The following is a 24,125-nucleotide window of genomic DNA, read 5'->3' as shown; positions in this document are numbered from 1 at the left end:
AATTAGAACGTAGCATTCAATCCTACCAGGACAGTGCGTGTTTTTGGATAGAAGTTGTTTGCATCAACACCAGGTGTTAAACCACCCAGGTTCACTTCCGGGTCAATACCTTTATATCCTGTAATAGTGAACAGGTTGTTACCGCTTACATATAACCTGAGAGAACGGAAGTTTTTGGAGATGTTCTTAAAAGTATATGCAACAGTAGCGTTGTCCAGACGCAGGTAATCACCTTTTTCAATGAAGCGGGAAGAATACCTGTAAGCATTAACGTCTTTAGCAGATTCGTTAGCTGAAGAAACCGGCAGGTTGTTGATAGCAGCTGTAGCAGGGCGGTTCAGGTCTGCCTGTGTAGCGTTAAATATCTGGTTGCCCAGGGTAGAGCGGAAGAAGAAATTAAAGGACAGCTGTTTGTAGGTGAAAGAGTTGTTCCATCCCAGCAGCAGCTTAGGCTGTGCATTACCTGCATAATAATAATCTCTTCCGTTCACCAGTGAAGAGACATTTGAAGTAGCTTCTCCTTTTGCATTATAGAACTGGGAGATACCATCAGCGGTTTTACCGGCATATTTAAAGGTGAAGAACTGGCCAATCGGGTGCCCTGATTTTATGAGCTGTAATGTGGCGCCTGTTTGTCCGCCACCATCCGGCTGCATCAGTGGAATAGAGTCCAGCTTGAACCTTTCATTAGACATAGATTCGATCAGGTTCTTGTTATGCGCCAGGTTGAGTGAGCTTGTCCATGAGAAGTCTTTGCTCTTAACCGGCGTTACATTGATGGTCACCTCTATCCCTTTATTCACCATCACACCAGCATTGGCAGTAAGTGTACCTACAGGATATTGCGTGGTAGGTACAGGATAGTTCCATATCAGGTCTGATGTCTTCTTCTTATATACGTCGATGGTACCGGTAATCATACCATTCAGTAATGAATAGTCCAGACCTATATTGCTCATCGCTGTTTTTTCCCATTTCAGGTCAGGGTTAGCATTCTGGGTAGGACCGATAGCAGTTACCCACGCGCCGGCATTATTGAAGTAACCGGCCGTACCATATTGCAGTCTTGAAATGAAAGGATCGAAGCCGAGAGAGTTACCAGTCACGCCATAGCCACCGCGCAGTTTCAGTTCATCAGCAATACCCTGTCCTTTCATGAATCCTTCTTCTGTAATATTCCATGCTGCTGATACAGAAGGGAAGTATCCCCACTGGTTCTGTGTACCGAAGGCAGAAGAGCCGTCACGGCGAACAGTAGCCTGCAGGAAGTATTTGCCGGCATAGTTATAGTTCAGACGGGCATAGTCAGAAATAAGGCGCAGTTTGGTATAATAAGTATTTCCCCAGTCTGTACGGAAATTAGCACCGTTGCTTCCCAGACCTATGCCGTAATAACCCAGCGCATCTGAAGGGAAGTTATAGTTATTGCTCTGGAAACCGTCTCCATTTCCATCTTCCTGGAAAGAGTAGCCAATGAGTGCGGTAATAGAGTGTTGCCCCAGTTTCTTGTCGTAGGTAAGGTAGTTTTCAGCGATAGTATTGGTATTCTGGTAGGAGGAGCGATATGCCAGGCCATTAACGGCTCCCACAGGCAATAAGCTGCCGTAATTGGTAGTGTAATAGCTGTTATAATAAGTACCCTGGTTTCTCTGGATATTCTGCCAGGCCAGGCTGAGGTTGTATTTAAAGCCGAAAGGCAGCTTCAGTTCAGCAGTTACGTTGGCTACTACTGCTTTGGTTTGCAGCTTGCTGAAAGCATTGGTCTGCAGACCTACCGGGTTGAAATATTTCTCTCTTTTGAAGTTCTCTGTCAGGCTGCCGTCTGCCTGGTATACAGGTACAGTGGGCAGGTATTTCACCATGTTTTCCAGGAGGTATCCTTTATTGGTGTTTTCAGGAGAGTTACTTGCAGTGGTCAGTTCTGTCACCTGCAGGTTAGGAATATTATCTGAATTGGTAACAGAGTTGCTGAGGGAGAAGCCCAGTTTCAGGTTGTCGTCAAACGCTTTCTGCTCAAGGTACAGGCGGCCGTTAATACGTTCTGACTGGGTGCCTTTGATGATACCCTGCTTCTTGAAGTAGTTCAGGCTTACGTTATACACTGTTTTATCAGTGCCGCCGCTTACTGAAACGTTATGGTTGTGAGATATGCCTGTATTACGTTCTACTTCTTTCTGCCAGTCGGTATTTCCATTCTGATCGTCTACAGGATCAAAAGCCAGGCCGTTCTTACTCACAAAATCCCTGATCTGTGCGCCGTTCATCATCTTCAGCTTATTGGCTACTTTTTCAAAGCCCACATAACCGCTGTAGGACAATTGCGTTGTCCCTTTCTTAGCACGTTTGGTAGTAACCATGATCACACCATTGGAAGCACGTGTACCATAAATGGAAGTAGCTGCTGCATCTTTCAGTACATCGATAGAAGCGATATCGTCAGGGGCTATCAGGCTGATATCTACGCCAGGCACACCATCTACTACATAGAAAGGCTGTTGGGCAGCGCCGGTACGTAAGGTAGAGGCGCCACGCAGGATCATGGTAGAGGTTTTGTTAGGATCGCCGCTGTTTGTTACGTTCAGACCTGGTACTTTACCCTGGAGCAGCTGTGCAGGGTCGTTGATAGGACCACGGTTCAGATCTTCACTTTTTACGGAGGTTACAGAGCTGGTCAGTTCTTTGCGGCTCTGGCTACCGTAACCTACTACTACAACGTCACTCAGGCCCAGGGCGCCGGTTTGCAGGGCTATAGCAATGTTGCTGCGTCCTTCTACGGGAATCTCCTTTGTCTGGAAACCAATGTAACTAAATACCAGTACAGCCTTATCATCCACTCCGTTCAGGGTATATTCACCGTTGCCATTGGTCTGTGTACCTTTTGAGGTGCCTTTTACCTGTACAGATACACCTGGCAGCGGACTACCTTTATCGTCAGTTACTTTACCGGAGATTACCAGTGCAGGTGCGGCTTCAGGCTGTACCACCATAAGCGCACCACTGCCATGTTTTTTGGCTTTTACCACCACTGTTTTATTCACCAGCTCATAGGTGAGCGGCTGATCTTTAAATATTATGTCCAGTACCTTTTCCAGGTCAGTATTTTCAACCTGAAGGTTTACGTTCCTGGCATCTTCCAGCATCTGCAGCTTATAGAAGAAGGTATAGCCGGTTTTCTTTTTGATTTCGCGGAAAGCATCTTCCAGCGGGCGGTCCTTCAGGGAGAGGCTCAGCTTCTGAGCATATCCTGTGGCATTTGCCTGGAGAAAGATGACAGTCAACAGAAAAACAGTCAGTTTCATAACGAGAAATATTTTACGTGGCAACGAACGCGGTCTGACGCGGGTTGCGGTGCAGCAAGCTGCGTTTTTGGCTGATAAAGGCCGGAACATAGGAAGGGCCTTTACATAATCATGCAATTGCATAACTTTGCAGTGTTTGGGTTTAATGAAATAGTCCTTAGCAGATTGTTTTTAACGGCCCTGACAAAAAGGGGCGGGCTCAAGCGCCTCTTTTTCGTTGTATACGGGCAGTCTTTTTCAAGGTGATTTGTTCATCATACACGTGTAATTTGTTGATTTTGGTTGAATTGTCTTCTTGTTCGCCCCGTTATGGTTTTACTATAATCTTCCTTCCTTCTACGCGGAAATTGACCCCACTTGCTTCCAGTATTTTCAGTACAGACGTTATCTGTTCGCTCCTGAACATTTCACCCCGGAACAAGTCATGAGGAATGCCTTCCGGGTAAACAACCTCCATATCGTACCAGCGGCTTATCTGCCGCATTACTTCCTCTATAGTAGCATCATTGAATGTAAAAAGTCCGTTTTTCCAGGCCAGGGTGGATTCAAGGTCTGCCTTTACCACTTTCATGCCTCCATCTGCATCCAGCCGGGCCTGCTGACCAGGCTGCAGGACTACATTCCTGTTGTCTTTCGCCACTCTCACGGCTCCCTGTACCAGGGTGGTCCTGATTATTTTCTCATCTGAATAGGCCATCAGGTTAAAGCTGGTGCCCAGTACCTGTACTTCCATTCCTTCCGTCTTAACCAGGAAGGGCTGTCTGGCATTGGCGGCCACTTCAAAATAAGCTTCTCCTTTCACCTGCACTTCGCGGGCGTTGCCGGTAAATTTTGTAGGGAAAGTGATACTGCTGGCTGAATTGAGCCATACTTCCGTGCCATCAGGCAGGGTGACCTGGTACTGCCCGCCACGGGGAGTGGCAAGCGTATTAAGGGCTGCCGGCGCACCGGCAGCCGTCCCTTGCTCACTGTTGTAGGCCAATTGACCGCTTTTCAGCTTAATGATCTTAGTGCCCCCCTGAGTGCTTAATGCCCCGTTTTCTGCGTCCTCCAGGGTTATTACGTCCCCGTTTGCCAGGGTAAGGGTAGCCTTATTTCCCCCCGGACGCACTACCTCTGTCTTATTATGCTGTTTGCCTATTACGGCAGCTTTCCGCGATTGTGCCAACCACCAGCCTCCTGCTGCTATTAATAATAATACAGCTGCTGCGCTGCTCCACCGGATCACATTTTTCCTGACGGATAATTTCCGTACCGGTAATATTTCTCTCAGTAATTCCTGGCTCCGCTCCTGTGTATAAATGGGCGTAGCGCTTTCATTTTCCTTCCAGATGGCGTCCATGATCTCTTTTATAACCTGCTCATTGCCACTATCCAGCAGCTGCATCAGCTCCTCCTCCTCTTCGGGAGTAGTGGCTCCTTTATAATAGCGGAGCATCAGGTTATGTAAGTGTTGATCGGACATGTAATTTTGGTTGTCTATAATAGAAGACACCAGAAAAATGGAAACCGGGTAGTGGGGGAAGAAATTTTTTTAACTTTTTTTTGAGAAGGAGAGTTCCTGGTTCTTTAAAAGCTATTTCCTGAGAGAAATAATCAAAACCAGTATCAGGTGTAAATGTGACCTTACATAGGTAATAATGGAGCGAAGGGCGGCAGAAAGATGTTTCCGGGCTGTTTCGGGGGAGATATGCATATACTTGCCTATTTCAGCATATGCCATATGATGATGATGTTTTAACAGATAAACTTTCCTTTGCTGAGTGGGTAACAGGGAAACGGCTTTTTCAATCAGCGGGGTATAATCCTGTTCTTCTGTTCCTGCTGGCAGCGCTTCCTGCTCCTGTTCCCAGTTTTCCCGTTTCACCTTCTCCCTGGCCTGCTGCCGCAGGCAGTTAAAGGCTTCATTCCGGGCCAGGATGTACAGATAGCTGTCAATCTGCCTGATAACGGGCAGGGTTTCCCGCCGGGTCCAGATCTTCATGAAAACATCCTGTACAATCTCGTCTGTCATAGATTGGGAACGGGTCCATCCAAGCACAAAGGCACCTACCCTGTTGTGGTAGGTGTAAAACAATTCCGCAAAGGCAGCTTCGTCTCCCGCAGCTACCCTTTGCATCAAATCATCTCCACTGTGTTGAAAATCATACATATTTTGGCTCTTGGCAAACCCATCTTGTTACAAAATACGAAAACATCCGGATGTAAAAATGAAGTTTATCTTAAGATTTTAGTGACATAGCAATTTTTCTGATCGCGTAAATTAATTTCCGTATCTGAGATACTTACAGCCTGTATGGTTAATAATTTCATACAGCATTCTTAAAACCGAAAGTCTATGTCAATAAATGAAGTACAGGATAAACTGATAGAAGATTTTCTGCTGCTGGAAGCTCCGGAAAACCGTATGAACTATCTGAGAACTGTTGCAAAGTCGCTCCCTGTAATGGAGGATAAATATAAACATGATCATTACCGGGTACAGGGCTGGGTATCTGACCTGTGGGTACATGCTGTGTACATTAAGGAAAAGGTGTGGTTTTCTGCGGCAGGAACAGATACTCTCAGCAAAGGGTTGCTGGGATTGTTTATCAGGGTACTGTCCGGCAATCATCCCAGGGATATTGCCAATGCAGATATCTATTTTATGAATGAGCTTTCTGTTGCAGATATCTTTCAGCAACCGTTCAATATTCAATGGCCGTTAATATTGAAGAAGATGAAGTCTCAGGCGGTGGCTTATCAGATACAATTATTACAGGGTTTTTAATAAAAAAACGCTTTTGTCTGTGACAAAAGCGTTTTTTTATATGGGGGGATGTTCCCTAAAAACAAATTAAGGGTTGGTTGACCATAGCCCGGCTTCTTTCACGAAAGTACGCCTGTTAAGTTTCAGCTGCATTACTATCAGCTCTGCAAAATCTTCCGGCTGCATTACTTTTTCAGGATTGCCATCTGTGAGCTTCAATTCTATAGCCATATCTGTAGCAATAGTACTTGGCGTCAAAGTAGTAACACGGATATTGGATTTACGCACTTCCTGCATCAGTGATTCTGATAGACCTATCAGGCCAAACTTAGAAGCGCTGTAAGCACTTGTCAGCGGAGCACCCCGCTGTCCTGCAGTGGAAGAGATATTCACGATATCTCCTGTCTGGCGGGATAACATGCCCGGCAATACAGCCCGGATCACATAGTAGGCGCCAAAGAGATTCACTTTTATCACCTGCTCCCACTGCTCCGGTTCCAGTTCCAGGAACTTCGCAAACTTACCGATGCCTGCATTGTTAATGAGAATATCTATTGTGCCCAGTTCTGCTGTCAGCTTAGTGATAGCAGCTTCAACCGCCTGCCTGTCAGCTACGTCGGCAGCTGCATAAACTACTTTCACACCTGTTGCTTTCAGCTCTTCTGCCAAAATCTTCAGATCATTTTCTGTACGCGCCAGCAATGCAAGATTTACACCTTCTGCTGCCAGCTGCTTTGCTACTGCTTTACCTATTCCTTTTCCTGCACCTGTTACAAGGGCATTCTTACCTTTTATTGATTCCATCTCTCTTAAATTTAATCAGCTGCAAAGTTACAGTTATTCCCCCTTGCGTGTCAAACCACCCATCAATGGATCACTGAAACTGCCGGCGCCGGTTTCTACGTGACCAGCATAACGGCGAACAAACTCTTTATCTCCGTTTACTTCCACACTCAAATCATACCAGCCGTAACTGCTCTTCAGATCTAACTCAACAGTCTTCCTTGCACCAGGCCCTAATACCACTGTTTTACTACCCATGTTATAAGCGTTGTCTTGTATCACAATATGCTGCGATGCTGTATGGTGATTCTCCAGCAAAAGAGAAACATTACCGGTAAAGCGTTGTCCTCTCCGCTCATAGTCACACTTTACTTCTATCTGCGGATCATTCTTATATCCCTTAAACTCCCTGAAGAAACCGTTCGGGCCATATACCCTGAACTGGTAACGACCTGTCCCCTCTATGCTCCATTCATCAGTGAGACTGTCTCCCGCTGCTATAGCATAAGCTCTTACCTTGTTCTCAAAACCATAATATACATGGAAGGGGGCGCCTACCGCTTTTTGCCCTGCCATCTCTTTCCCGGCAGTGAATTTTATCCTGAAAGCGCCATCATCTTTCTTCCCATCTACGTACAACTCATAAGGCAATGCACAGGCAGGACGTATTCCTTCTTCCTGTTTAGCCATATGAGGAGCGTCAGCGGGATTTCTGTTGATAGCTGCAATCTCTTCCGGTGTAAGTTGTTTAAAGCCTGCAGGTACTTTTTTGAACTGTGCTTTATGGATCGTTTCTATAAAGGCATCTCTTTCCACAGGAGCAGGAGCATCCAGTTTCTCGCCGTTGTACGGACGGAATACAGAGGTCAGGTCTCCGCATATGGTACGCCTCCACTGACTGATATTTGACTCAACTATCTTTTTACCTGTTTTGTTTGTCAGAAAATGTTCCAGGAACTGCAGCACAGAGGTGTGGTCAAACACTTCCGAGTTAACATATCCGCCCCGGCTCCAGGGAGACGCCACTACCAGCGGTACACGATATCCTAATCCTATAGGGCTTTCTCTTGCATTCTCTTCCTTCACCCCTTTCTTTCTCATTTCCTGTTCCATCGTCACAAACTCCACGGAGGTATCTATACCTTCAGAAACAAGTCCGTTATCTTTACCATGAGGAGGAACAAAAGGAGGTACGTGATCAAAATCGCCATCATTTTCATCATAAGCCAGGATGAAGATGGTCTTCTTCCATACTTCCGGGTCCTGTGTCAGGATATCCAGCACCTCAGATATATACCATGCCCCATACCACGGAGCGCCTGGATGATCTGAGAAGTTTTCAGGCGCTACCAGCCATGAAACAGTTGGTAGTTGCTTATTCTTCACATCTTCCCGGAACTGATGCAACACATCGCCCTTCGGTACCTGTACGGTACGCTTTACGCCGTTATCATTATATTCAAGAGTAGTGAGCTGATGATAGTCCGGGTCATTCTTATTTGTAGTGAATGCCTTTTCGTGTAAGTTCTTTTCTCTCTGTGAAAGCGCAGCATATTTCTCCGGGCTCCATTTCTCCGTTTCTTCCGGCTGATCATTTTTTTTCTTCAGATAGTCATAATGTGCTGCAGAGAATTGCGGCAGGTATTGAGAAAAGAACTCCAGCGGGTTGTCCGTGAAGTTAGCCAGCCAGGCATCTTCTTCTCCTGTAAATCCAACGCCTACGCTCAATTCATTCTGGTATACCTTCCAGGAGATGCCATTGTCTTCCAGTCTTTCCGGAAATGTGGTCCAGCTTGCCGGTACTCCATAATCCACTTCTTCATTACGTACGTTGGGAGCGGCATCCGTGCTTTGCTTCTCCCTGATGGTGCCGCTCCAGAAATACAGGCGGTTAGGTGTTGTACCTGTCAGTGAAGAACAGAAATTCTGGTCACATATAGTAAACGCATCTGCGAAGGAATAGTAGAAGGGAATATCCTCCCGTGTAAAATATCCCATTGTAAGCGGCAGGTCTGCATATTCTTTATTCCCTGATCTCTTCACATCCAGCCAGCGATCATATTTACCGTCATTGCGGGCATCTACCTGGTTTTCCCAGGAGTGCGGGAGAGAGCTCATCCATGTAACCTTAGAGTCTTTCAGGTCCAGGCGGAAGGGTGCAAATGTTTGTCCTTCGGCATTAGACTGCAACCATACAAGGTTGTTATCGGGAAGTTTAACAGCGCGTGGATCGTTGAATCCGCGTACGCCTTTCAGGGTACCGTAGCAATGATCAAAGGAACGGTTTTCCTGCATTAACAGTACTATATGTTCTGCATCGAGGAAGCTGCTTCCCGGTGCAGGGTCAATGGCGAGGGCACGTTGTACAGATGCTGGTAATACGCCCAGCAGGCCGGTACCGCCGGATAATAATGCGGCTTTTTTGATGAAGTCTCTCCTGGTATCCATAATGATGACAATATACATAAGAGAGAGCAAGCTGCTGCTATTCTGAGGAAAGTTTTAAATGAATTAATATGGACCTATACCGGGAGATTATTATTATCTTTCGTCTGAACAAATCAGGTATATTATGAATAAGAGAATGTTGTGGTACCCGCTGATCATTGGTTTCTTCGGATTCCTCATCTGGCTTATCATCAGGCAGGGCAGTCATCTGCAGCAGCATAATATACACCAGGTATCACCTTCTGTGATCACTACAGCGGCATCGTCTGCAGAGAACGTGAAAAGTGCTCTTATACATAATATCCAGAATCCGCTGGCGCTGTTATTATTACAGATCATAGTAATCCTGCTGGTGGCCCGTTTATTCGGTAAGCTGGCCAATGCTATAGGACAGCCCTCAGTAGTGGGTGAAATTGTTGCAGGTATCTGCCTGGGCCCTTCCCTCTTTGGCTGGCTCTGGGGCAGCGGCAGTGCGTTCCTTTTCCCGGCAGATAGTTTTAAGAACTTGCAATTCCTCAGTCAGATAGGTCTTGCCTTCTTTATGTTTGTGGTGGGCATGGAACTGGATACCCATAAGGTAAAGAACAAAGCGCATGATGCTGTTATGATCAGTCATGCCAGCATTGTTGTTCCTTTCTTCCTGGGTGTATGTCTTGCTTATTACATGTATCAGCAGTTTGCACCGGCAAATGTGAGCTTCCTTTCATTTGCGCTGTTCATGGGTATTGCCATGAGCATCACTGCTTTCCCGGTACTGGCAAGAATAGTGCAGGAAAGAAAACTTAGCGGTACCCCGCTTGGTATGCTGGCTATTACCTGTGCAGCTGCCGATGATGTGACTGCATGGTGTATCCTGGCTGTAGTGATCACTATCGTTAAGGCCGGCACATTATGGACCGCGGCGCTGACGCTGGTACTGGCGCTTATTTTCCTGGGATTGATGCTTTATATCATCAAACCCTGGCTGTCAAAAAGGATCCCTAAGATGATGGAAGCCGGTAACTCAAAGTCAGTAGCAGCTCTTGGATTCATGGTGCTGTTGTTTTCTGCATGGCTTGCTGAGATCATTGGTATACATGCGCTGTTCGGCGCTTTCCTGGCTGGTGTGATCATGCCGGCAGATGTTTCTGTGCAGAAGCTGCTGACAGATAAGCTGGAAGATGTAAGTGTATTATTACTACTCCCTATTTTCTTTGTTTTCACCGGTCTGCGTACGCAGATAGGCCTGTTGGGACAGGGGCATCTCTGGGCAGTCTTTGGTCTGATCATGCTGGTAGCTGTAGGTGGTAAACTGGGCGGCAGCGCCTTTACGGCCAGGCTGATGGGACAATCCTGGATGGATTCTCTTGCCATCGGGGCATTGATGAATACACGCGGATTAATGGAGCTGGTGGTATTGAATATAGGTTATGACCTGGGTATATTATCGCCTGAAATATTTGCCATGATGGTATTGATGGCTTTAGGCACCACTTTCATGACCGGCCCGCTGCTGGATCTTGTCAAAAAGACGGAAGAAAGCCGGCTGCAGGCCAGTCAGATAGGTTAATTATCCGGCTATCTTTTTATGAATAACATAGGAGTAAGTGACCAGTATGGCGCTTACTCCTATCACAATAAAAAGAAGTAAGAACCGCAGCCATTGCACCGGCGCAAATACACAGAGAATAAATCCTGTTACCCCTGCCCAGAATGTCCATTTCGCTCCCAGTCTATGCGTTTTCACCCAAACCTCTTCATTACTTAATGTCCATGGTGTTCTGATACCAATAAACCTGTTAGGACGGATATTATACATAAAGTTCCCGATGATAGCCAGAAACAGGAATACAGCCTCAGGCACCAGGCGTTCTGCTTTCATTCCCTGACCAGCAAGGATAACGCCTATAGGAGCCAGGCTTGTTAACACATGTGTAGCTGCCCAGATGATATTGTATTGTTTCTCAGGCAAAGGTTTTTTCCCTTTGTTCTTCAGTTTGGAAAAGAGGAGATATTGGAAGATGTTAAGGATCACCAGTAACAGCACCATGACCAGGTTACCGGTTACAGTTTCGGAAAGGTCCGGTGTGTAGCCGGCTGCCGCCAGCATCAGGTAAACAGGCGCCAGAACAATGAACAGCACCATTGCCAGCTTGAAATAATACAGCCAGTTACCTGTGTATTGTTCATCCTCCCTTATCAGTCTGAAAAAAGAGGGAGCGGTCATGGCTGCATATACCACCAGGGCTGCTATGAAAAGAGAGATAACATTTCCCAGGGGGGACATGTACCTGTCTGCTACCCAGTTGCCGCTGTCATCTACTGTATAGTGAGAGGGGATGTGGTCAGGCAGTTGGGTATGCAGTAATAGATATGCTATCCATGGGATAGTGAGGATAATTAAAAAGATGCTTTCCTTATTCCAGTTAATTGTTTTCATATCCGAGGGTTTTATTGTCTTCAGGAAGAGGTTTTGAATTTGAAGTGAACTGCATTACCCATTTCAATAATTCATCTACTACAGTAGTGTTGAGGGAGTAATAAATGAACTGGCCTTTTTTCTCACTGGTGAGAAGTTCTGCCTGTTTGAGCAGGTCAAGGTGATGGGAGATAGTGGGTTTGGTATGCTGGAAGTGATCTGCGATCTCTCCCGCGGTTTTGTCACCGCTTTTCAGGAGTTCAAGAATGTCTCTTCTTGTTTTGTCATTCAGGGCTTTAAAGAGAGCGTTCATATATTTAGATATTTGTCTAAATATAAAATTAGTAGAAATTCCGGAATAAAAAAAGCCCGGTCAAATGACCGGGCTTTTCAGGTATTTTAATAAGCTAGTTAAGCTTTCTCAATGTTGTTGTTGTTTTCTTTGCAACTGGCTTTTTAGCTGCTGTCTTTTTTGTCGTTGCTTTTTTAGCTACTGCTTTCTTTTTAGCTGTGGCAGTTGATTTAGCCTTAGCTTTTGATGTTCTGGCAGTTGCTTTTTTAGCGGTAGTTGTTTTTGTGGTTACTTTTCTCTCAGCTACTGTATTAATTTTTGCCGGAGCAGGGAACCTTGATTTATCAACACCGCTGGCTTTGTCATCCAGCATCATCTGAAGTGATTCTTTCAGTATCTCTTCTTTCTCAGCCTGGAATTCCTTCATTTTATCTTTGGGAATACGCAGGTCGTAGCTGTTTTCCGGGCTGGCCATCATCCTGGCAAAGTCAGGGTTCAGATGTTCCAGTTCTGCCTGTTGCATGCTCAGCTTTTTAGCGATTGCTTCCAGGCGGTATTTACCGGATATATTGAATTCTACGGTATTGTAGATCTCTTCTTCTGTAAGTTCTGTTGTGTTGTATGCAGCGCTTGTAACAGGTATGTTTACAGGAGTGTTATCATTACCATCATCGCCTACACCGAAGAAGTTATTAAACCTGTCAAGGATATAACCGGTAGCGATGAATTTGTAAACATGGTTACGGGATTCTGCAGGCAGGAAGTATTGCATGCCCCAGAAATCACTGCGTCCGCTGGCATTCATAGCACGTTGTACACCGCCGGGGCCGCAGTTATAGGCAGCTACTACCAGGAGCCAGTCGCCGAACTGGTTATACAGTTCGTTCAGGAATTTGGCAGCGGCTACTGTGGATTTGTAGAAATCCTTACGTTCGTCCACTTTCTTACCTACGCTCAATCCGAAGATACGGGCGGTGCCGGACATGAACTGCCAGGCTCCTACTGCTCCTACACGGGAGCGTGCGTTTGTATTAAAGCTGGATTCAATAACAGCGAGGTATTTCATTTCTTCGGGGATACCATGTTCCCTGAATATTTTTTCTACCATTACGAAGTATGGTTGTCCTTTGGATACCATTACCTGTAAATGCTGGCTGTACCTGCTGGCAAAGTTGTTAATGTAACCAGCTACAATGTTGTTGTTGATCTGTTCATAGACCTTTGGACTGCTGATGCTGGACGGAAGGCTTTGTGCGTTCTTACGCACGGCCTGTGATGTTACCGTAGGCACAATTGCTGTGTCTTTAGGTAAACGCACCTTGTGGTTCAGTACCGTAGTATCCGGTCCTCCATAGGGAGTAACCATCTCTTTAGGTACTCCGTTGCCACCCATCGCCTCAGTATGCCACACACCCAAAGATGGTAACAGCAGTAGTAAAAAGATTTTCCTCATACACATATTTATTTTAAACAGGAGTGGCCTGGCTGATATTCATTACGTGATCTGCAATGTTCAGCAAGCTCGCTTCGCTAAATTGTTTTGTGATGATCTGTACACCATATGGCATTCCGTTTGAATGCCGGCGCAAAGGTACGGAAATTGCCGGAACCCCTGCCAGATTTGCCAGTACCGTGTAAATATCCGCCAGGTACATGGCTATTGGATCATTAGACTTTTCGCCTATTTTGAAAGCAGTGGAAGGTACAGTTGGCATTAAAATGGCATCGTATTCCGAAAGGATCTCTGATAATTTATCTACTACCAGTTTCCTAACCTGCTGGGCTTTAGTGTAGTACGCATCATAATAACCCGCGCTAAGCACAAAAGTCCCCAGTAATATACGCCTTTTTACTTCTTTACCAAACCCTTCTGATCTGCTTTTTTTATAGAAATCTGTTAACTCGAGATTTTTTAAAGATGTTCTGTGGCCATATTTCACACCATCGAACCTGGAAAGATTGGAAGAAGCCTCTGCAGTAGTCAGTACATAGTATGCAGGAACTACATAGTCAAGATAAGCGAAATCCACAGCAGTTACGGTATTGCCTGCAGTTTCCAGTTCTTCAAAAAAGATACTATACCCTTCTTTCATTTCGGGGTCCAGGCCCTCGTGATACAGTGCGTCTTTTAAATACGCTATTTTCCAGGATTTATTGTGTATTGTCTGATAATCAGGTACTTCTTCTTTTGAAGCTGTACTATCATATTCATCAGGCCCTGCAATTGACTGTAGCACCTTCGCTACATCCGCAATATTCCTGCCAAACACGCCAATCTGATCAAAAGATGAGGCATAAGCAATAAGCCCATGCCTTGAAATGCGGCCGTACGTAGGTTTCAGCCCAACAATGCCGCAAAAATCTGCCGGCTGGCGTACAGATCCTCCGGTATCGCTACCGAGGCTTACCATACACAGTCCTGCCTGAACTGCTACGGCAGAGCCTCCTGAAGAACCGCCCGGTACTCTTGTATTGTCCAGGGCGTTCAGTACGGGTCCATATGCAGAATTTTCATTGGTAGATCCCATTGCGAATTCGTCACAATTGAGATTGCCAATGATAATTACGTCTTCTGCAAGCAGCCTTTCTACAGCTGTGGCAGAGTACAGGGAAGTAAACCCTTCCAGTATACGGGAGGCAGCACTTACTTTATGCCCTTTATAACATATTACATCCTTAATACCTATTACAACGCCTGCAAGCGCCCCCACAGGTTCTCCGTTCTTTATACGGGAGTCCAGTGCGCGCGCTTTTTCCAGGGCTTCTTCTTCAAAAACCTCCAGAAAGGCATTAAGGTGTTTAGTCTGTCCGATCCGGTCCAGGTATAGCTGTACCGTCTCCGTACAGGTTGTTCTGCCGGCGTATAATGCTTCCTGGAAAGCTGATATACTGCTGAATTCAGACAAAGCCAAACCAGTTAATTGCTTATAGTGAAATAATAAATAAGGTCAAACCTGAAGCCGGATACTGAGCTGATCAGCTGGCATATTTGTATATCATATACCTGTTGGTATAATAGCATATACCTATCCTCTAGCGTGGTGATGCGACGTTTTTACTCCGGCACACTACTCCCCCATTCACGTTTGAATCAATTGAAGACAGTATAAAAACTACTCTTAGTTCTTATTGTCTGTGGTAGCTGGCTGTTCTTTCATGCCATCCTCGATCTCTTTGCGCACATTGTTCTTGGCATCGTTAAATTCACGGATACCTTTACCCAGTCCGCGCATCAGTTCGGGAATTTTTTTACCACCAAACAGCAACAATACAACCAAAGCTATTAAGAGTAATTCTGTCATACCTAATTCCTGGAATAATAAAAGAGGTGATTTAACTAAAACGGCAGTCATTTTCTCAGTTTTAAACGTTAAGCAAACAAAGATAGGTAAATATATCCGGGATTTAGCTACCGCCTTATTGGACCTGAGAAGTTTTAATTTTATTTTAAGAGAATCTCTCTCACGTGGCATCCGGTTTCCATAGGCATGAAAAAAACGGGAACCCGAACGGTTCCCGTTATCACTAATTTCCCTGTATTTATACTAAACCCTTTTCTCTTTGATACGGGCAGCTTTACCAGCGCGTTCACGCAGGTAGAACAGTCTTGCCCTTCTTACTTTACCAACTTTGTTCAGAACAATACCGTCGATGTTTGGAGACAGCAGAGGGAAAACCCTCTCAACACCAACACCGTCAGATATTTTTCTTACAGTAAAAGAGGCTGTAGCTCCAGTTCCCTGGATTTTCAGTACATCGCCTTTGAAGGACTGGATTCTTTCCTTGTTACCTTCAACAATTTTATAGTTAACAGTGACATTGTCACCGGCCTTAAACTTCGGGTAGTTTTTTTTACCTGTCAGTTGCTCGTGAACAAAAGAAATAGCGTTCATCTTTCAAATATTTATCGGAGTGCAAAGGTAACTTAGAAAAAGTTAAGTTCCAAATAACCCCAGGTTTATTAAAGAATAATTTTAAAAACAATTTGTCGGGTGCGGTTGAGCCTGATAGGAGTTTATAGCAGCAACGGCTTGTCTGTTCGTCATTTCTACCTCATTCCTACCTTATCTGTTCGTCATTTCTTCGTTTACAACAGGTCCGGGCGCCGTTCCTTTGTGCGCTCTACCGCCATATCATGCCTCCAGTTATCTATTTTCTTATGATCGCCGCTCATCAGCACATCCGGTACTTTCCAGCCTCTGAACTCTTCCGGGCGGGTATATACAGGAGGCGCCAGCAGGTTATCCTGGAAGGAATCCAGTAAGGCAGAGGTTTCATCATTGAGCACCCCGGGAATCAGCCTGCCTATAGCGTCTACCAGTACGGCTGCTGCCAGCTCCCCGCCAGACAGTACATAATCTCCTATAGAGATCTCTTTTGTGACAAAATGCTCCCGTATCCTTTCATCTATCCCTTTATAGTGCCCGCAGAGGATCAGCAGGTTTCCTTTCAGGGAGAGCTGGTTAGCCATTCCCTGGTTCAGGGTTTGTCCGTCAGGGGTCATGTAGATGATCTCATCATACTGCACCTTTGCCTGCAGGCTTTCTATTGCATTTACAACAGGTTCTATCATCATTACCATACCTGCGCCGCCGCCAAACTGGTAGTCGTCTACCTGGTTGTGTTTCAGCGTGGAATAATCCCGCAGGTTATGGGTATACACTTCCAGCAGCCCTTTCGTCTGTGCCCTTTTCAGGATGGAGTGCGAAAAGGGGCTTTCAAGCAACCCCGGTTGTACAGTAATGATATCTATTCTCATGATCTGTTGTTAATAGCCCTATTCCAGGTAAATGTCCAGCAATCCTTCCGGCAGGTCCACATGTACGATCTGTTTTTTCTTATCTACCTTCACCAGCGATTGTTCATTCAGGGGCAGGAGTACTTCCTTTTCCCTGAAGGTCAGCTTTGCCAGCGTCTGCATGGGCATTTCAATCACTTCCTCTATAGTGCCCAGTATGCCCTGCTCTTTATCCTGCACGGTAAATCCCAGTAAGGACAGGGGAGCGGAAGAGGAGGCCTGCTTTTTAAAATCGTCTTCAGCCAGGTATACAGGCATTTGTACCAACCGGCGTGCATCTTCTTTATTATCAATGCCTTCCAGCTTTACAAACACATGTTCATGGTCTTTGATACTGGTTTTCTGTATAAAATGAGGAATGAAGCTGTTCTTTTTTTCTTCCAGGAAGAGGACTTCCACTCCTGGCAGGCTGGTCTTTTTACCCAGGCTGTGTTTCAGAACAAACTCCCCCTGTAATCCGAAAACAGAGACCAGTTTTCCTATGCTGAAGTAATTATTCATAAGCTATACCCTCTCTCATGGCTATGAAAAAGGGAAATATCTGAAAGCAGATATTTCCCTTTAAATATGATCCAAAAGCTAATTAAGCTTCTGCACCGCCTTCTGGCTGAGCAGGAGCATCTTCAACTCTTTTTACGATAGGCTGAGCTACTCTTGCCTTTTTGTGGTTGTCACGACGGGCAGCAACTTTCTGCTCGTGCTCTGCCTGCCACTGTTCAAATTTCTGGAATGCTGTAGGCTCATCGAACAGACCCAGTTTCACACCTCTCAGGAGGTGTTTCAGGTAAAGAACACCTTTGAAAGAAAGTATTCTTCTAACTGTATCTGTAGGCTGTGCACCTTTCTGCAACCAACGCAGTGCTTTTTCTGTATCTATATTGATAGATGCAGGAACAGTCAGCGGGTTGTAAGTACCGATCTTCTGGATGAATTTACCATCTCTTGGCGCGCGAGCGTCGGCAACTACGATGAAATAAAAAGGTCTCTTCTTTGCGCCATGACGTTGTAGTCTGATCTTTACTGGCATAAATAATTCGAGTTATTTTTTTGCGAGTTAAAAAAAAATATTTAATCGGGCAGCAAAGGTATGCTTTAACCGGATTAGTTCAAAATAAATTCTGTTAAAAGTCTACAAAATGCAGGCACCTTTGACTGCCTTCAACCTGTCTCCCAATCTCTTTTTTACCTTCCTAAAGCCCTTAATCCTTTTCCTCCTGCCCCAAATTTATTCATCATTTTCATCATCTGGCGCATTTGGTCAAATTGTTTCATAAACTGGTTCACATCCTGGATATCCTTACCGGCGCCTTTTGCAATACGTTTACGGCGACTACCATCTATAATGTCCGGATTTCCACGCTCTTCGGGGGTCATAGACCCTATCATTGCCTCAATTCCCTTAAAGGCGTCATCACTGATATCGATGTCCTTGATAGCTTTTCCAACACCAGGTATCATGCCCATCAGGTCTTTCAGGTTACCCATTTTCTTGATCTGCTGAAGCTGCTCACGGAAGTCGTCAAAATCAAACTGGTTCTGACGGATCTTCTTTTCCAGCTTCTTGGCCTGCTCTTCGTTGAACTGGGCCTGAGCACGTTCCACCAGGGTGGTAATATCACCCATCCCCAGGATACGCTGTGCCATACGTTCAGGATAGAATACATCCAGCGTATCCAGCTTCTCACCCATGCTCACGAACTTGATGGGCTTTTCTACTGTATACTTGATGGTCAGCGCCGCGCCACCGCGGGTATCACCGTCCAGCTTGGTCAGCACAACACCACTGAAGTCCAGCCTGTCGTTAAACGCCTTGGCTGTATTCACGGCATCCTGACCGGTCATGGAATCCACCACGAAGAGGATCTCATTCGGTTTTACTGCGGTTTTGATATTGGCCACCTCGGTCATCATCACTTCATCCACAGCCAGACGACCGGCAGTATCTATTATAACGATATTATTCCCGTTCTGTTTTGCCTGCTGGATAGCGTTCTGGGCTATCTGTACGGCATTTTTATTCTCAGGTTCGTTATATACCTCTACTCCTATCTGTTCACCCAGTACCTTCAGCTGGTCTATCGCTGCAGGGCGGTAAATGTCTGCCGCTACCAGCAGGGGCTTCTTATTCTTCTTGGTTTTCAGGAAGTTGGCAAGTTTCCCGGAAAAAGTGGTTTTACCGGAACCCTGCAAACCTGCTATAAGAATAATAGTGGGATTCGCCTTGATGTCCAGCTCGGCCTCGGTACCACCCATCAGCTCTGCCAGCTCGTCCTTCACGATCTTTACCATCAGCTGTCCGGGAGATATGGCGGTGATCACCTTTTCGCCCAGGGCTTTTTCCCTTACACGGTCGGTAAAGTCTTTTGCTATTTTATAGTTCACGTCAGCATCCACCAGTGCGCGGCGTATTTCTTTTACCGTACTGGCCACATTGATTTCGCTGATACGGCCTTCGCCTTTCAGTTGTTTAAACGCCGAGTCAAGCCGCTCTGATAATGATTCAAACATCAGTAGTCTGTTTAGTGTTTTTTGCTGCCGGCCATCTGTTGCCGATTTGCAGCTTTAAGGGTTGCAAAAATAATATAAAGTAACATGCAAACCAGTATGCAGCTACAATTAACAAAAAAAGGTGAATATCTGCCCGATATTCACCTTTCTGGTTATATAAACTAAGTTAATTCTCTGTGACAGTTACTGCATTATCAGCTTCCCAGGTAATTTCTCAGCAGTTTGCTGCGGGAAGTGGTGCGCAGTTTGGTGATCGCTTTATCCTTGATCTGGCGTACCCTTTCGCGGGTCAGGCCAAACTTCTCTCCGATATCTTCCAGTGACATAGGATGTTCTACAGCTATACCGAAGTACAGGATGATCACATCTTTCTGCCTGTCTGTCAATGTGGAAAGGGAGCGTTCTATTTCACGGCGCAGTGAATCGTGATGGTCCAGTTCTTCGTCTGCGTTAACGGCGTTCGGGTTGGCCAGTACATCCAGCAGGGAGTTATCTTCCCCGTCAATGAAAGGAGCATCCATAGATACGTGACGGGCGGCTACGCCGAGGGTAGCTTCCACTTCTTCCGTATTGATTTCCAGGATGGTGGCCAGTTCGTCGGGCGATGGCTCCCTTTCAAATTCCTGTTCCAGCTGGGAATATGCCTTGCTGATCTTATTGCTCAATCCTACCTTGTTCAGCGGCAGACGCACAATACGGCTCTGTTCTGCCAAAGCCTGCAGGATAGACTGACGGATCCACCATACAGCGTAGGAAATGAATTTAAAACCACGGGTTTCATCAAAGCGCTGTGCTGCCTTAATCAAACCAAGGTTCCCCTCATTGATCAGATCACTCAGCGACAAACCCTGGTTCTGATACTGTTTTGCAACAGACACCACGAAGCGGAGGTTGGCTTTGGTGAGCTTCTCCAGTGCACGCTGGTCACCCTGCTTAATGCGGATAGCCAGGTTCACTTCTTCTTCCGGCGTAATTAAATCCACCTTCCCAATTTCCTGCAAGTACTTCTCGAGGGACTGGGATTCCCTGTTTGTGATGGATTTCGTGATTTTGAGTTGGCGCATTGACATAAAGACTCGGAACAGTTACAGGTTAATAAAATGTTACCCTATTTGATGAATGCCAGACAAAAATAAGTTTTTTTAGATAGCACCCAAAAAAAATAATTACTTATTAAACCATTTTTAAGCAAAAACGTTTCACCATTCATAACTCAATTTTGACAGGGCTAAAATTCAATACTGTCAATAAAAAGCTGTGAAACAGAACTACCGACCTGCTAATATATTCATATTTTATATAATAGAATTGTTATTTATAAAGTGTAAAAAGATTTGGGGGAATCATTAAAAAAAAATGCAAAATAATTTTGACAGAATAAATATTTTTCTATAATTGCAGCCAGATGATATTGATTTACTAATTACTTGAGCGATGTCTAAGAAAGTGCAATATGAGTTGGAATATCCGGTACGGTGCTCACCAAGTATCTTATACGAATTCCTTTCCACCCCGGCAGGATTGCAGGAGTGGTTCGCAGATAAAGTAGATTTCAGGGACAGCGTTTTCTCCTTTTCGTGGAATGGTTCCGTAGAAGAGGCAGAAGTGCTGGAACAGGAAGAAGATGAGTTTATACGCCTGCATTGGAAGCATGCCCCCAAAGAAGAATTCTTTGAGTTCCGCATTCAGATCTCCGAAGTGACCAATGAAACCATCCTGATCGTTAGAGATTTTGCAGAAAAGAAAGAAATAGCCGACCAGAGCCAGTTGTGGGATTACCAGGTGAAAGATCTCTTTCACAGAATAGGCAACTAAAGTTCCTGGTCCGTCTATTATCAGCGGATCAGTAATTGTAGCAGGAGCCCGTAATCTGTCACAATCTTTGGAATTATCTCTTCCCAATCTTCCAATCTATAAGGTTTAGCAAGTTTAATAAAGGAACGCCGGTATACAAGCTGCTTGAATTCATTTGCCGGTATAGCTGATATTAACCTGTAATTCCCATTCCCTAAATCGTGCTGCCAGGGGTCTTCCTGGACATATAGCTGAAACCGGCCTTCCGCCAGTTCAGACCAGGCATCTGCCAGAGCCTCGGAATACATTTCTTTTACCCTGCCGGACAGGTGAAGGGTAGCAATGAAATAATGCCCCCACCAGAACATAGTACGGAATGCAAAGATCTCTTCCTGCTTGAAATAACGGGGATAATCCAGTATTATATAGGGCAGTTCCTTATATTTCTCTCCACGGGAAATCTTCCCTCCCAGTTGTAAACACTGCCCGGGGAAAGGGAAAGTTCCTGTCAGCGGGTGTGTCTGCAATGCCTCCTGCAATTGTCCCATCAGTACCATTACCTTCTGTAAAGCACTGTTTTTCAGGTATAACCAGTTTGGGTTCTGTATGAGGGCCTGTTCTTCCGGTGTGAGCTCGAATGTGTCCATCCCGTAAATTTAGGGCTTCCTTTGCGCTGTACACACTGCCCAAAGGGGGCTGACAAGAAAATTAACTGTATTTTTAGACCTTACTTTATAAATTTGTACGATTTCTAATTAGATTGCCTGCGTGAAAAAACTGGATAAACTCATCATCAAAACATTTATGGGGCCCTTCGTGGCCACTTTTTTTGTTACCCTGTTTGTACTGGTCATGCAATTTCTCTGGAAATACATTGATGACCTGGTGGGAAAAGGGCTTGATACTCCGGTTATTATAGAGCTCATCACCTATACCAGCGCCAACCTGGTATCTCTGGCATTACCACTGGCAGTACTGCTCTCTTCCATCATGACCTTCGGGAACCTGGGAGAAAGCTTTGAGCTGGTAGCCCTGAAATCGTCCGGCATTTCCCTGCTCCGTTTCATGCGTCCACTTCTGGCGGTTTGTATCACCATAGCTGTGCTGGCGTTCCTGTTCAATAACTACGCCATGCCGGTGGCCAACCTGCGCGCCAAGTCCCTTCTGTACGATATTACCAACTCCAAACCTGCCTTCAATATCAAGGCAGGGGTGTTCTATACAGATATTCCCGACTATACTATCAAAGTAGCCAATAAGGAAAAAGACAATAAGACCATACACCAGGTTATGATCTTTGACCATACTGCCGGTGGAGGCGATAAGCTTATCCTGGCAGAAAAAGGCACGATGGTATTGTCGGCCGATAAACGCTTTCTTTTCTTCGTACTGGAAAAAGGATGGCGTTATGAAGAAAGACGCAGCCAGAGTATGAATCAGCCTGGGGAGCTGATTCGCCTGGGCTTCAGGGAATACAAGAAAGCGTTTGACCTCAGCTCTTTCGCCTTCAGCAGGCTGGATATGGGTCTTTTTGCCTCCAACCAGCAGATGCTGAACGTACGGCAGCTGGATAAAGCCATAGATTCCCTTTATAAACAGGAAAAACTGTTTACCCGTACAACAAACGCTTACATCACCACCCGTTATCCTTTCTACAAATGGGAAGATACCGGCTGGCTGGCCACTGCCCCTCCTATTAAGAAAGCCAGCTTTAAAGACTATATCCCTGAAAAATCACGCCGTTACGTGCTGGAAAGGACAGAACAGAATATCCGTGATGGTCAGAATAACCTGGAAGGCCCTGCGAAAGAATTTTCAGAAAAACATAACACTTTACTTTTGCATAAAGTAGAATGGCAACGTAAATTCACACTCGCCTTTTCCTGCATAGTGATGTTCCTGATAGGCGCCCCTCTGGGGTCTATTATCAGGAAAGGCGGTTTAGGCACTCCATTAATATTTGCCGTTGCTTTTTTTGTTATATTCAACATATTCTTTATGTTAGGGGAGAAGATGGCGCGCAAAGATGTAATGGCAACGTGGAGCGGTATGTGGCTTTCCAATATAGTCCTTATACCGATAGCTGTTTTCCTTATCTATAAAGCACTGAATGATTCTCAGCTTTTCAACAAAGAGTATTATTTCAGGATCTTCAATACAATAAAAAAGTTCTTTAAGCGATTTAGTATGAGACCTGCAACTGAAAAGGTGCAATAAATGTTATACTGTAAAATTTAAAACCTACAATGTGTCGTCCTTAATGGTCAGTTACCTTAATAGCTGACGTGCGGGGCTTACTATATAACCTACAACTTAAAACACAACATTTGAAAACGCTTATTACACTGTTCGGAAAGAACGCATGGTTCTTTCTGCCGTTCCTGATATGGATTGTAACAGGAGCATTATTACAAATGGTTTTTACGCATGAAGAATTATTCCTGGCTATTAACAGCAGACATTCCTATTGGGGTGATGTGATCATGACCGGAGTAACCTATATCGGGGATGGTATCACCTTTGGTGTGATGCTGGCCTTTATTCTCCTGCTCAGGAAATATAAGCTGTTCCTGACTGCGGCATCTGTATTATTGCTGACTACCCTGATAGTACAGATAGCCAAGCACTACTTTAATGAGCCCAGACCAATTAAATACTTCGGGGAAGACTCCTACCTGGTACATACCGTAAAATGGGTTACTGTACACGGCAGCTGCAGCTTTCCTTCAGGACATACAACCACGGCATTTGCCATGTTCTGTTTCCTGGCGCTGATCAGTAACAATAAATTAACAGGCATTTTATTTATGGGCCTTGCCCTGCTGGCAGCCTGGTCCAGGATCTATCTTGCACAACACTTCTTTGTAGACGTATATGTGGGCAGCATTATCGGGACCTTATGCAGTTTCCTGGTTTATACCCTGTTCCATCAGCGTACTCTTAAATCTTCACCTGAAATTTGTCCGGAAGCAATCGTGGGTCTTACATGATTTAGTTACTTTTGTTGATTCTGAGTCAAGCATCACTGATTAACAGCGGGAACAACAATACTTAAC

At 45.2% G+C, this 24,125-nt stretch carries 22 protein-coding genes; 5 read left to right on the top strand and 17 right to left on the bottom strand.

All coding sequences use genetic code 11. The features are described from left to right. Positions 1-2 precede the first annotated feature (2 nt). The 3 genes from GO493_RS05900 to GO493_RS05890 form a co-directional block, all read right to left on the bottom strand. Entirely contained in the window at positions 3-3,299 is a 3,297-nt protein-coding gene (locus GO493_RS05900; RefSeq protein WP_157305163.1) for a TonB-dependent receptor, read from the bottom strand. Between the two features lie 307 nt (positions 3,300-3,606). Beyond that, positions 3,607-4,764, bottom strand: a complete 1,158-nt coding sequence (locus tag GO493_RS05895) for a FecR family protein (protein ID WP_157305162.1) — start codon at positions 4,762-4,764, stop codon at positions 3,607-3,609. A 111-nt stretch (positions 4,765-4,875) separates the two neighbouring features. Continuing rightward, entirely contained in the window at positions 4,876-5,451 is a 576-nt protein-coding gene (locus GO493_RS05890) for an RNA polymerase sigma factor (RefSeq protein ID WP_157305161.1), read from the bottom strand. Between the two features lie 186 nt (positions 5,452-5,637). On the opposite strand from GO493_RS05890, the gene GO493_RS05885 reads away from it, so the two are divergent. Beyond that, entirely contained in the window at positions 5,638-6,069 is a 432-nt protein-coding gene (locus GO493_RS05885) for a SufE family protein (RefSeq protein WP_157305160.1), read from the top strand. A 66-nt stretch (positions 6,070-6,135) separates the two neighbouring features. On the opposite strand, the gene GO493_RS05880 is transcribed toward GO493_RS05885, so the two are convergent. Both GO493_RS05880 and GO493_RS05875 read right to left on the bottom strand, forming a co-directional pair. Then, positions 6,136-6,852 (bottom strand): 3-ketoacyl-ACP reductase, encoded by a 717-nt coding sequence (locus GO493_RS05880; protein WP_157305159.1) that lies wholly within the window; start codon positions 6,850-6,852, stop codon positions 6,136-6,138. A 33-nt stretch (positions 6,853-6,885) separates the two neighbouring features. Then, entirely contained in the window at positions 6,886-9,279 is a 2,394-nt protein-coding gene (locus GO493_RS05875) for a phosphocholine-specific phospholipase C (protein WP_157305158.1), read from the bottom strand. A 124-nt stretch (positions 9,280-9,403) separates the two neighbouring features. Between GO493_RS05875 and GO493_RS05870 the strand changes: the two genes are divergently transcribed. Beyond that, complete coding sequence (locus GO493_RS05870) at positions 9,404-10,828, top strand: cation:proton antiporter (RefSeq protein ID WP_157305157.1); 1,425 nt, start codon at positions 9,404-9,406, stop codon at positions 10,826-10,828. On the opposite strand, the gene GO493_RS05865 is transcribed toward GO493_RS05870, so the two are convergent. From GO493_RS05865 to GO493_RS05815, 11 genes are all read right to left on the bottom strand, one after another. Beyond that, positions 10,829-11,698 carry an SdpI family protein gene (locus tag GO493_RS05865; RefSeq protein ID WP_198315506.1) on the bottom strand — a complete coding sequence of 290 codons (870 nt, stop codon included), beginning with the start codon at positions 11,696-11,698 and terminating at the stop codon, positions 10,829-10,831. After that, positions 11,685-11,990, bottom strand: a complete 306-nt coding sequence (locus tag GO493_RS05860) for an autorepressor SdpR family transcription factor (protein WP_157305156.1) — start codon at positions 11,988-11,990, stop codon at positions 11,685-11,687. Before GO493_RS05860 ends, GO493_RS05865 begins: the two co-directional genes overlap by 14 nt. Positions 11,991-12,084: 94 nt before the next feature. Continuing rightward, on the bottom strand, positions 12,085-13,422 hold the full coding sequence (locus GO493_RS05855; RefSeq protein WP_198315502.1) for a lytic transglycosylase domain-containing protein: 1,338 nt from the start codon (positions 13,420-13,422) through the stop codon (positions 12,085-12,087). 13 nt (positions 13,423-13,435) lie between these two features. After that, the gene (gene gatA, locus GO493_RS05850) at positions 13,436-14,875 is read right to left on the bottom strand and encodes an Asp-tRNA(Asn)/Glu-tRNA(Gln) amidotransferase subunit GatA (protein ID WP_157305154.1); all 1,440 of its coding nucleotides are present in this window, start codon (positions 14,873-14,875) and stop codon (positions 13,436-13,438) included. A 213-nt stretch (positions 14,876-15,088) separates the two neighbouring features. Continuing rightward, on the bottom strand, positions 15,089-15,322 hold the full coding sequence (locus tag GO493_RS05845) for a Sec-independent protein translocase subunit TatA/TatB (RefSeq protein WP_157305153.1): 234 nt from the start codon (positions 15,320-15,322) through the stop codon (positions 15,089-15,091). A gap of 192 nt (positions 15,323-15,514) precedes the next feature. Beyond that, positions 15,515-15,862, bottom strand: a complete 348-nt coding sequence (gene rplS, locus GO493_RS05840; protein ID WP_157305152.1) for a 50S ribosomal protein L19 — start codon at positions 15,860-15,862, stop codon at positions 15,515-15,517. Positions 15,863-16,056: 194 nt separating this feature from the next. Next, positions 16,057-16,728 (bottom strand): tRNA (guanosine(37)-N1)-methyltransferase TrmD, encoded by a 672-nt coding sequence (trmD, locus tag GO493_RS05835; protein WP_157305151.1) that lies wholly within the window; start codon positions 16,726-16,728, stop codon positions 16,057-16,059. 18 nt (positions 16,729-16,746) lie between these two features. After that, a complete protein-coding gene (gene rimM / locus GO493_RS05830; protein WP_157305150.1) occupies positions 16,747-17,268 on the bottom strand; it encodes a ribosome maturation factor RimM in 522 nt (173 codons plus the stop codon). An 82-nt stretch (positions 17,269-17,350) separates the two neighbouring features. Beyond that, complete coding sequence (rpsP, locus tag GO493_RS31410) at positions 17,351-17,794, bottom strand: 30S ribosomal protein S16 (protein ID WP_157305149.1); 444 nt, start codon at positions 17,792-17,794, stop codon at positions 17,351-17,353. Positions 17,795-17,949: 155 nt separating this feature from the next. Continuing rightward, entirely contained in the window at positions 17,950-19,275 is a 1,326-nt protein-coding gene (ffh, locus tag GO493_RS05820) for a signal recognition particle protein (RefSeq protein ID WP_157305148.1), read from the bottom strand. A 194-nt stretch (positions 19,276-19,469) separates the two neighbouring features. Further along, positions 19,470-20,339, bottom strand: a complete 870-nt coding sequence (locus GO493_RS05815; protein WP_044218015.1) for a sigma-70 family RNA polymerase sigma factor — start codon at positions 20,337-20,339, stop codon at positions 19,470-19,472. Positions 20,340-20,709: 370 nt separating this feature from the next. Between GO493_RS05815 and GO493_RS05810 the strand changes: the two genes are divergently transcribed. Continuing rightward, positions 20,710-21,090 (top strand): START-like domain-containing protein, encoded by a 381-nt coding sequence (locus tag GO493_RS05810; protein WP_157305147.1) that lies wholly within the window; start codon positions 20,710-20,712, stop codon positions 21,088-21,090. Positions 21,091-21,110: 20 nt separating this feature from the next. On the opposite strand, the gene GO493_RS05805 is transcribed toward GO493_RS05810, so the two are convergent. Next, positions 21,111-21,716, bottom strand: a complete 606-nt coding sequence (locus tag GO493_RS05805; protein ID WP_157305146.1) for a hypothetical protein — start codon at positions 21,714-21,716, stop codon at positions 21,111-21,113. 121 nt (positions 21,717-21,837) lie between these two features. On the opposite strand from GO493_RS05805, the gene GO493_RS05800 reads away from it, so the two are divergent. Both GO493_RS05800 and GO493_RS05795 read left to right on the top strand, forming a co-directional pair. Beyond that, complete coding sequence (locus GO493_RS05800) at positions 21,838-23,286, top strand: LptF/LptG family permease (RefSeq protein ID WP_317165403.1); 1,449 nt, start codon at positions 21,838-21,840, stop codon at positions 23,284-23,286. Between the two features lie 110 nt (positions 23,287-23,396). Then, on the top strand, positions 23,397-24,059 hold the full coding sequence (locus GO493_RS05795) for a phosphatase PAP2 family protein (protein ID WP_157305145.1): 663 nt from the start codon (positions 23,397-23,399) through the stop codon (positions 24,057-24,059). Positions 24,060-24,125: the final 66 nt, after the last annotated feature.

Origin of the sequence: Chitinophaga tropicalis (genome assembly GCF_009758205.1) — a bacterium.
GTDB lineage: Bacteria > Bacteroidota > Bacteroidia > Chitinophagales > Chitinophagaceae > Chitinophaga > Chitinophaga tropicalis.
Note: the sequence above shows the minus strand (reverse complement) of the source record. Positions and strands in the feature narration are given on the sequence as shown.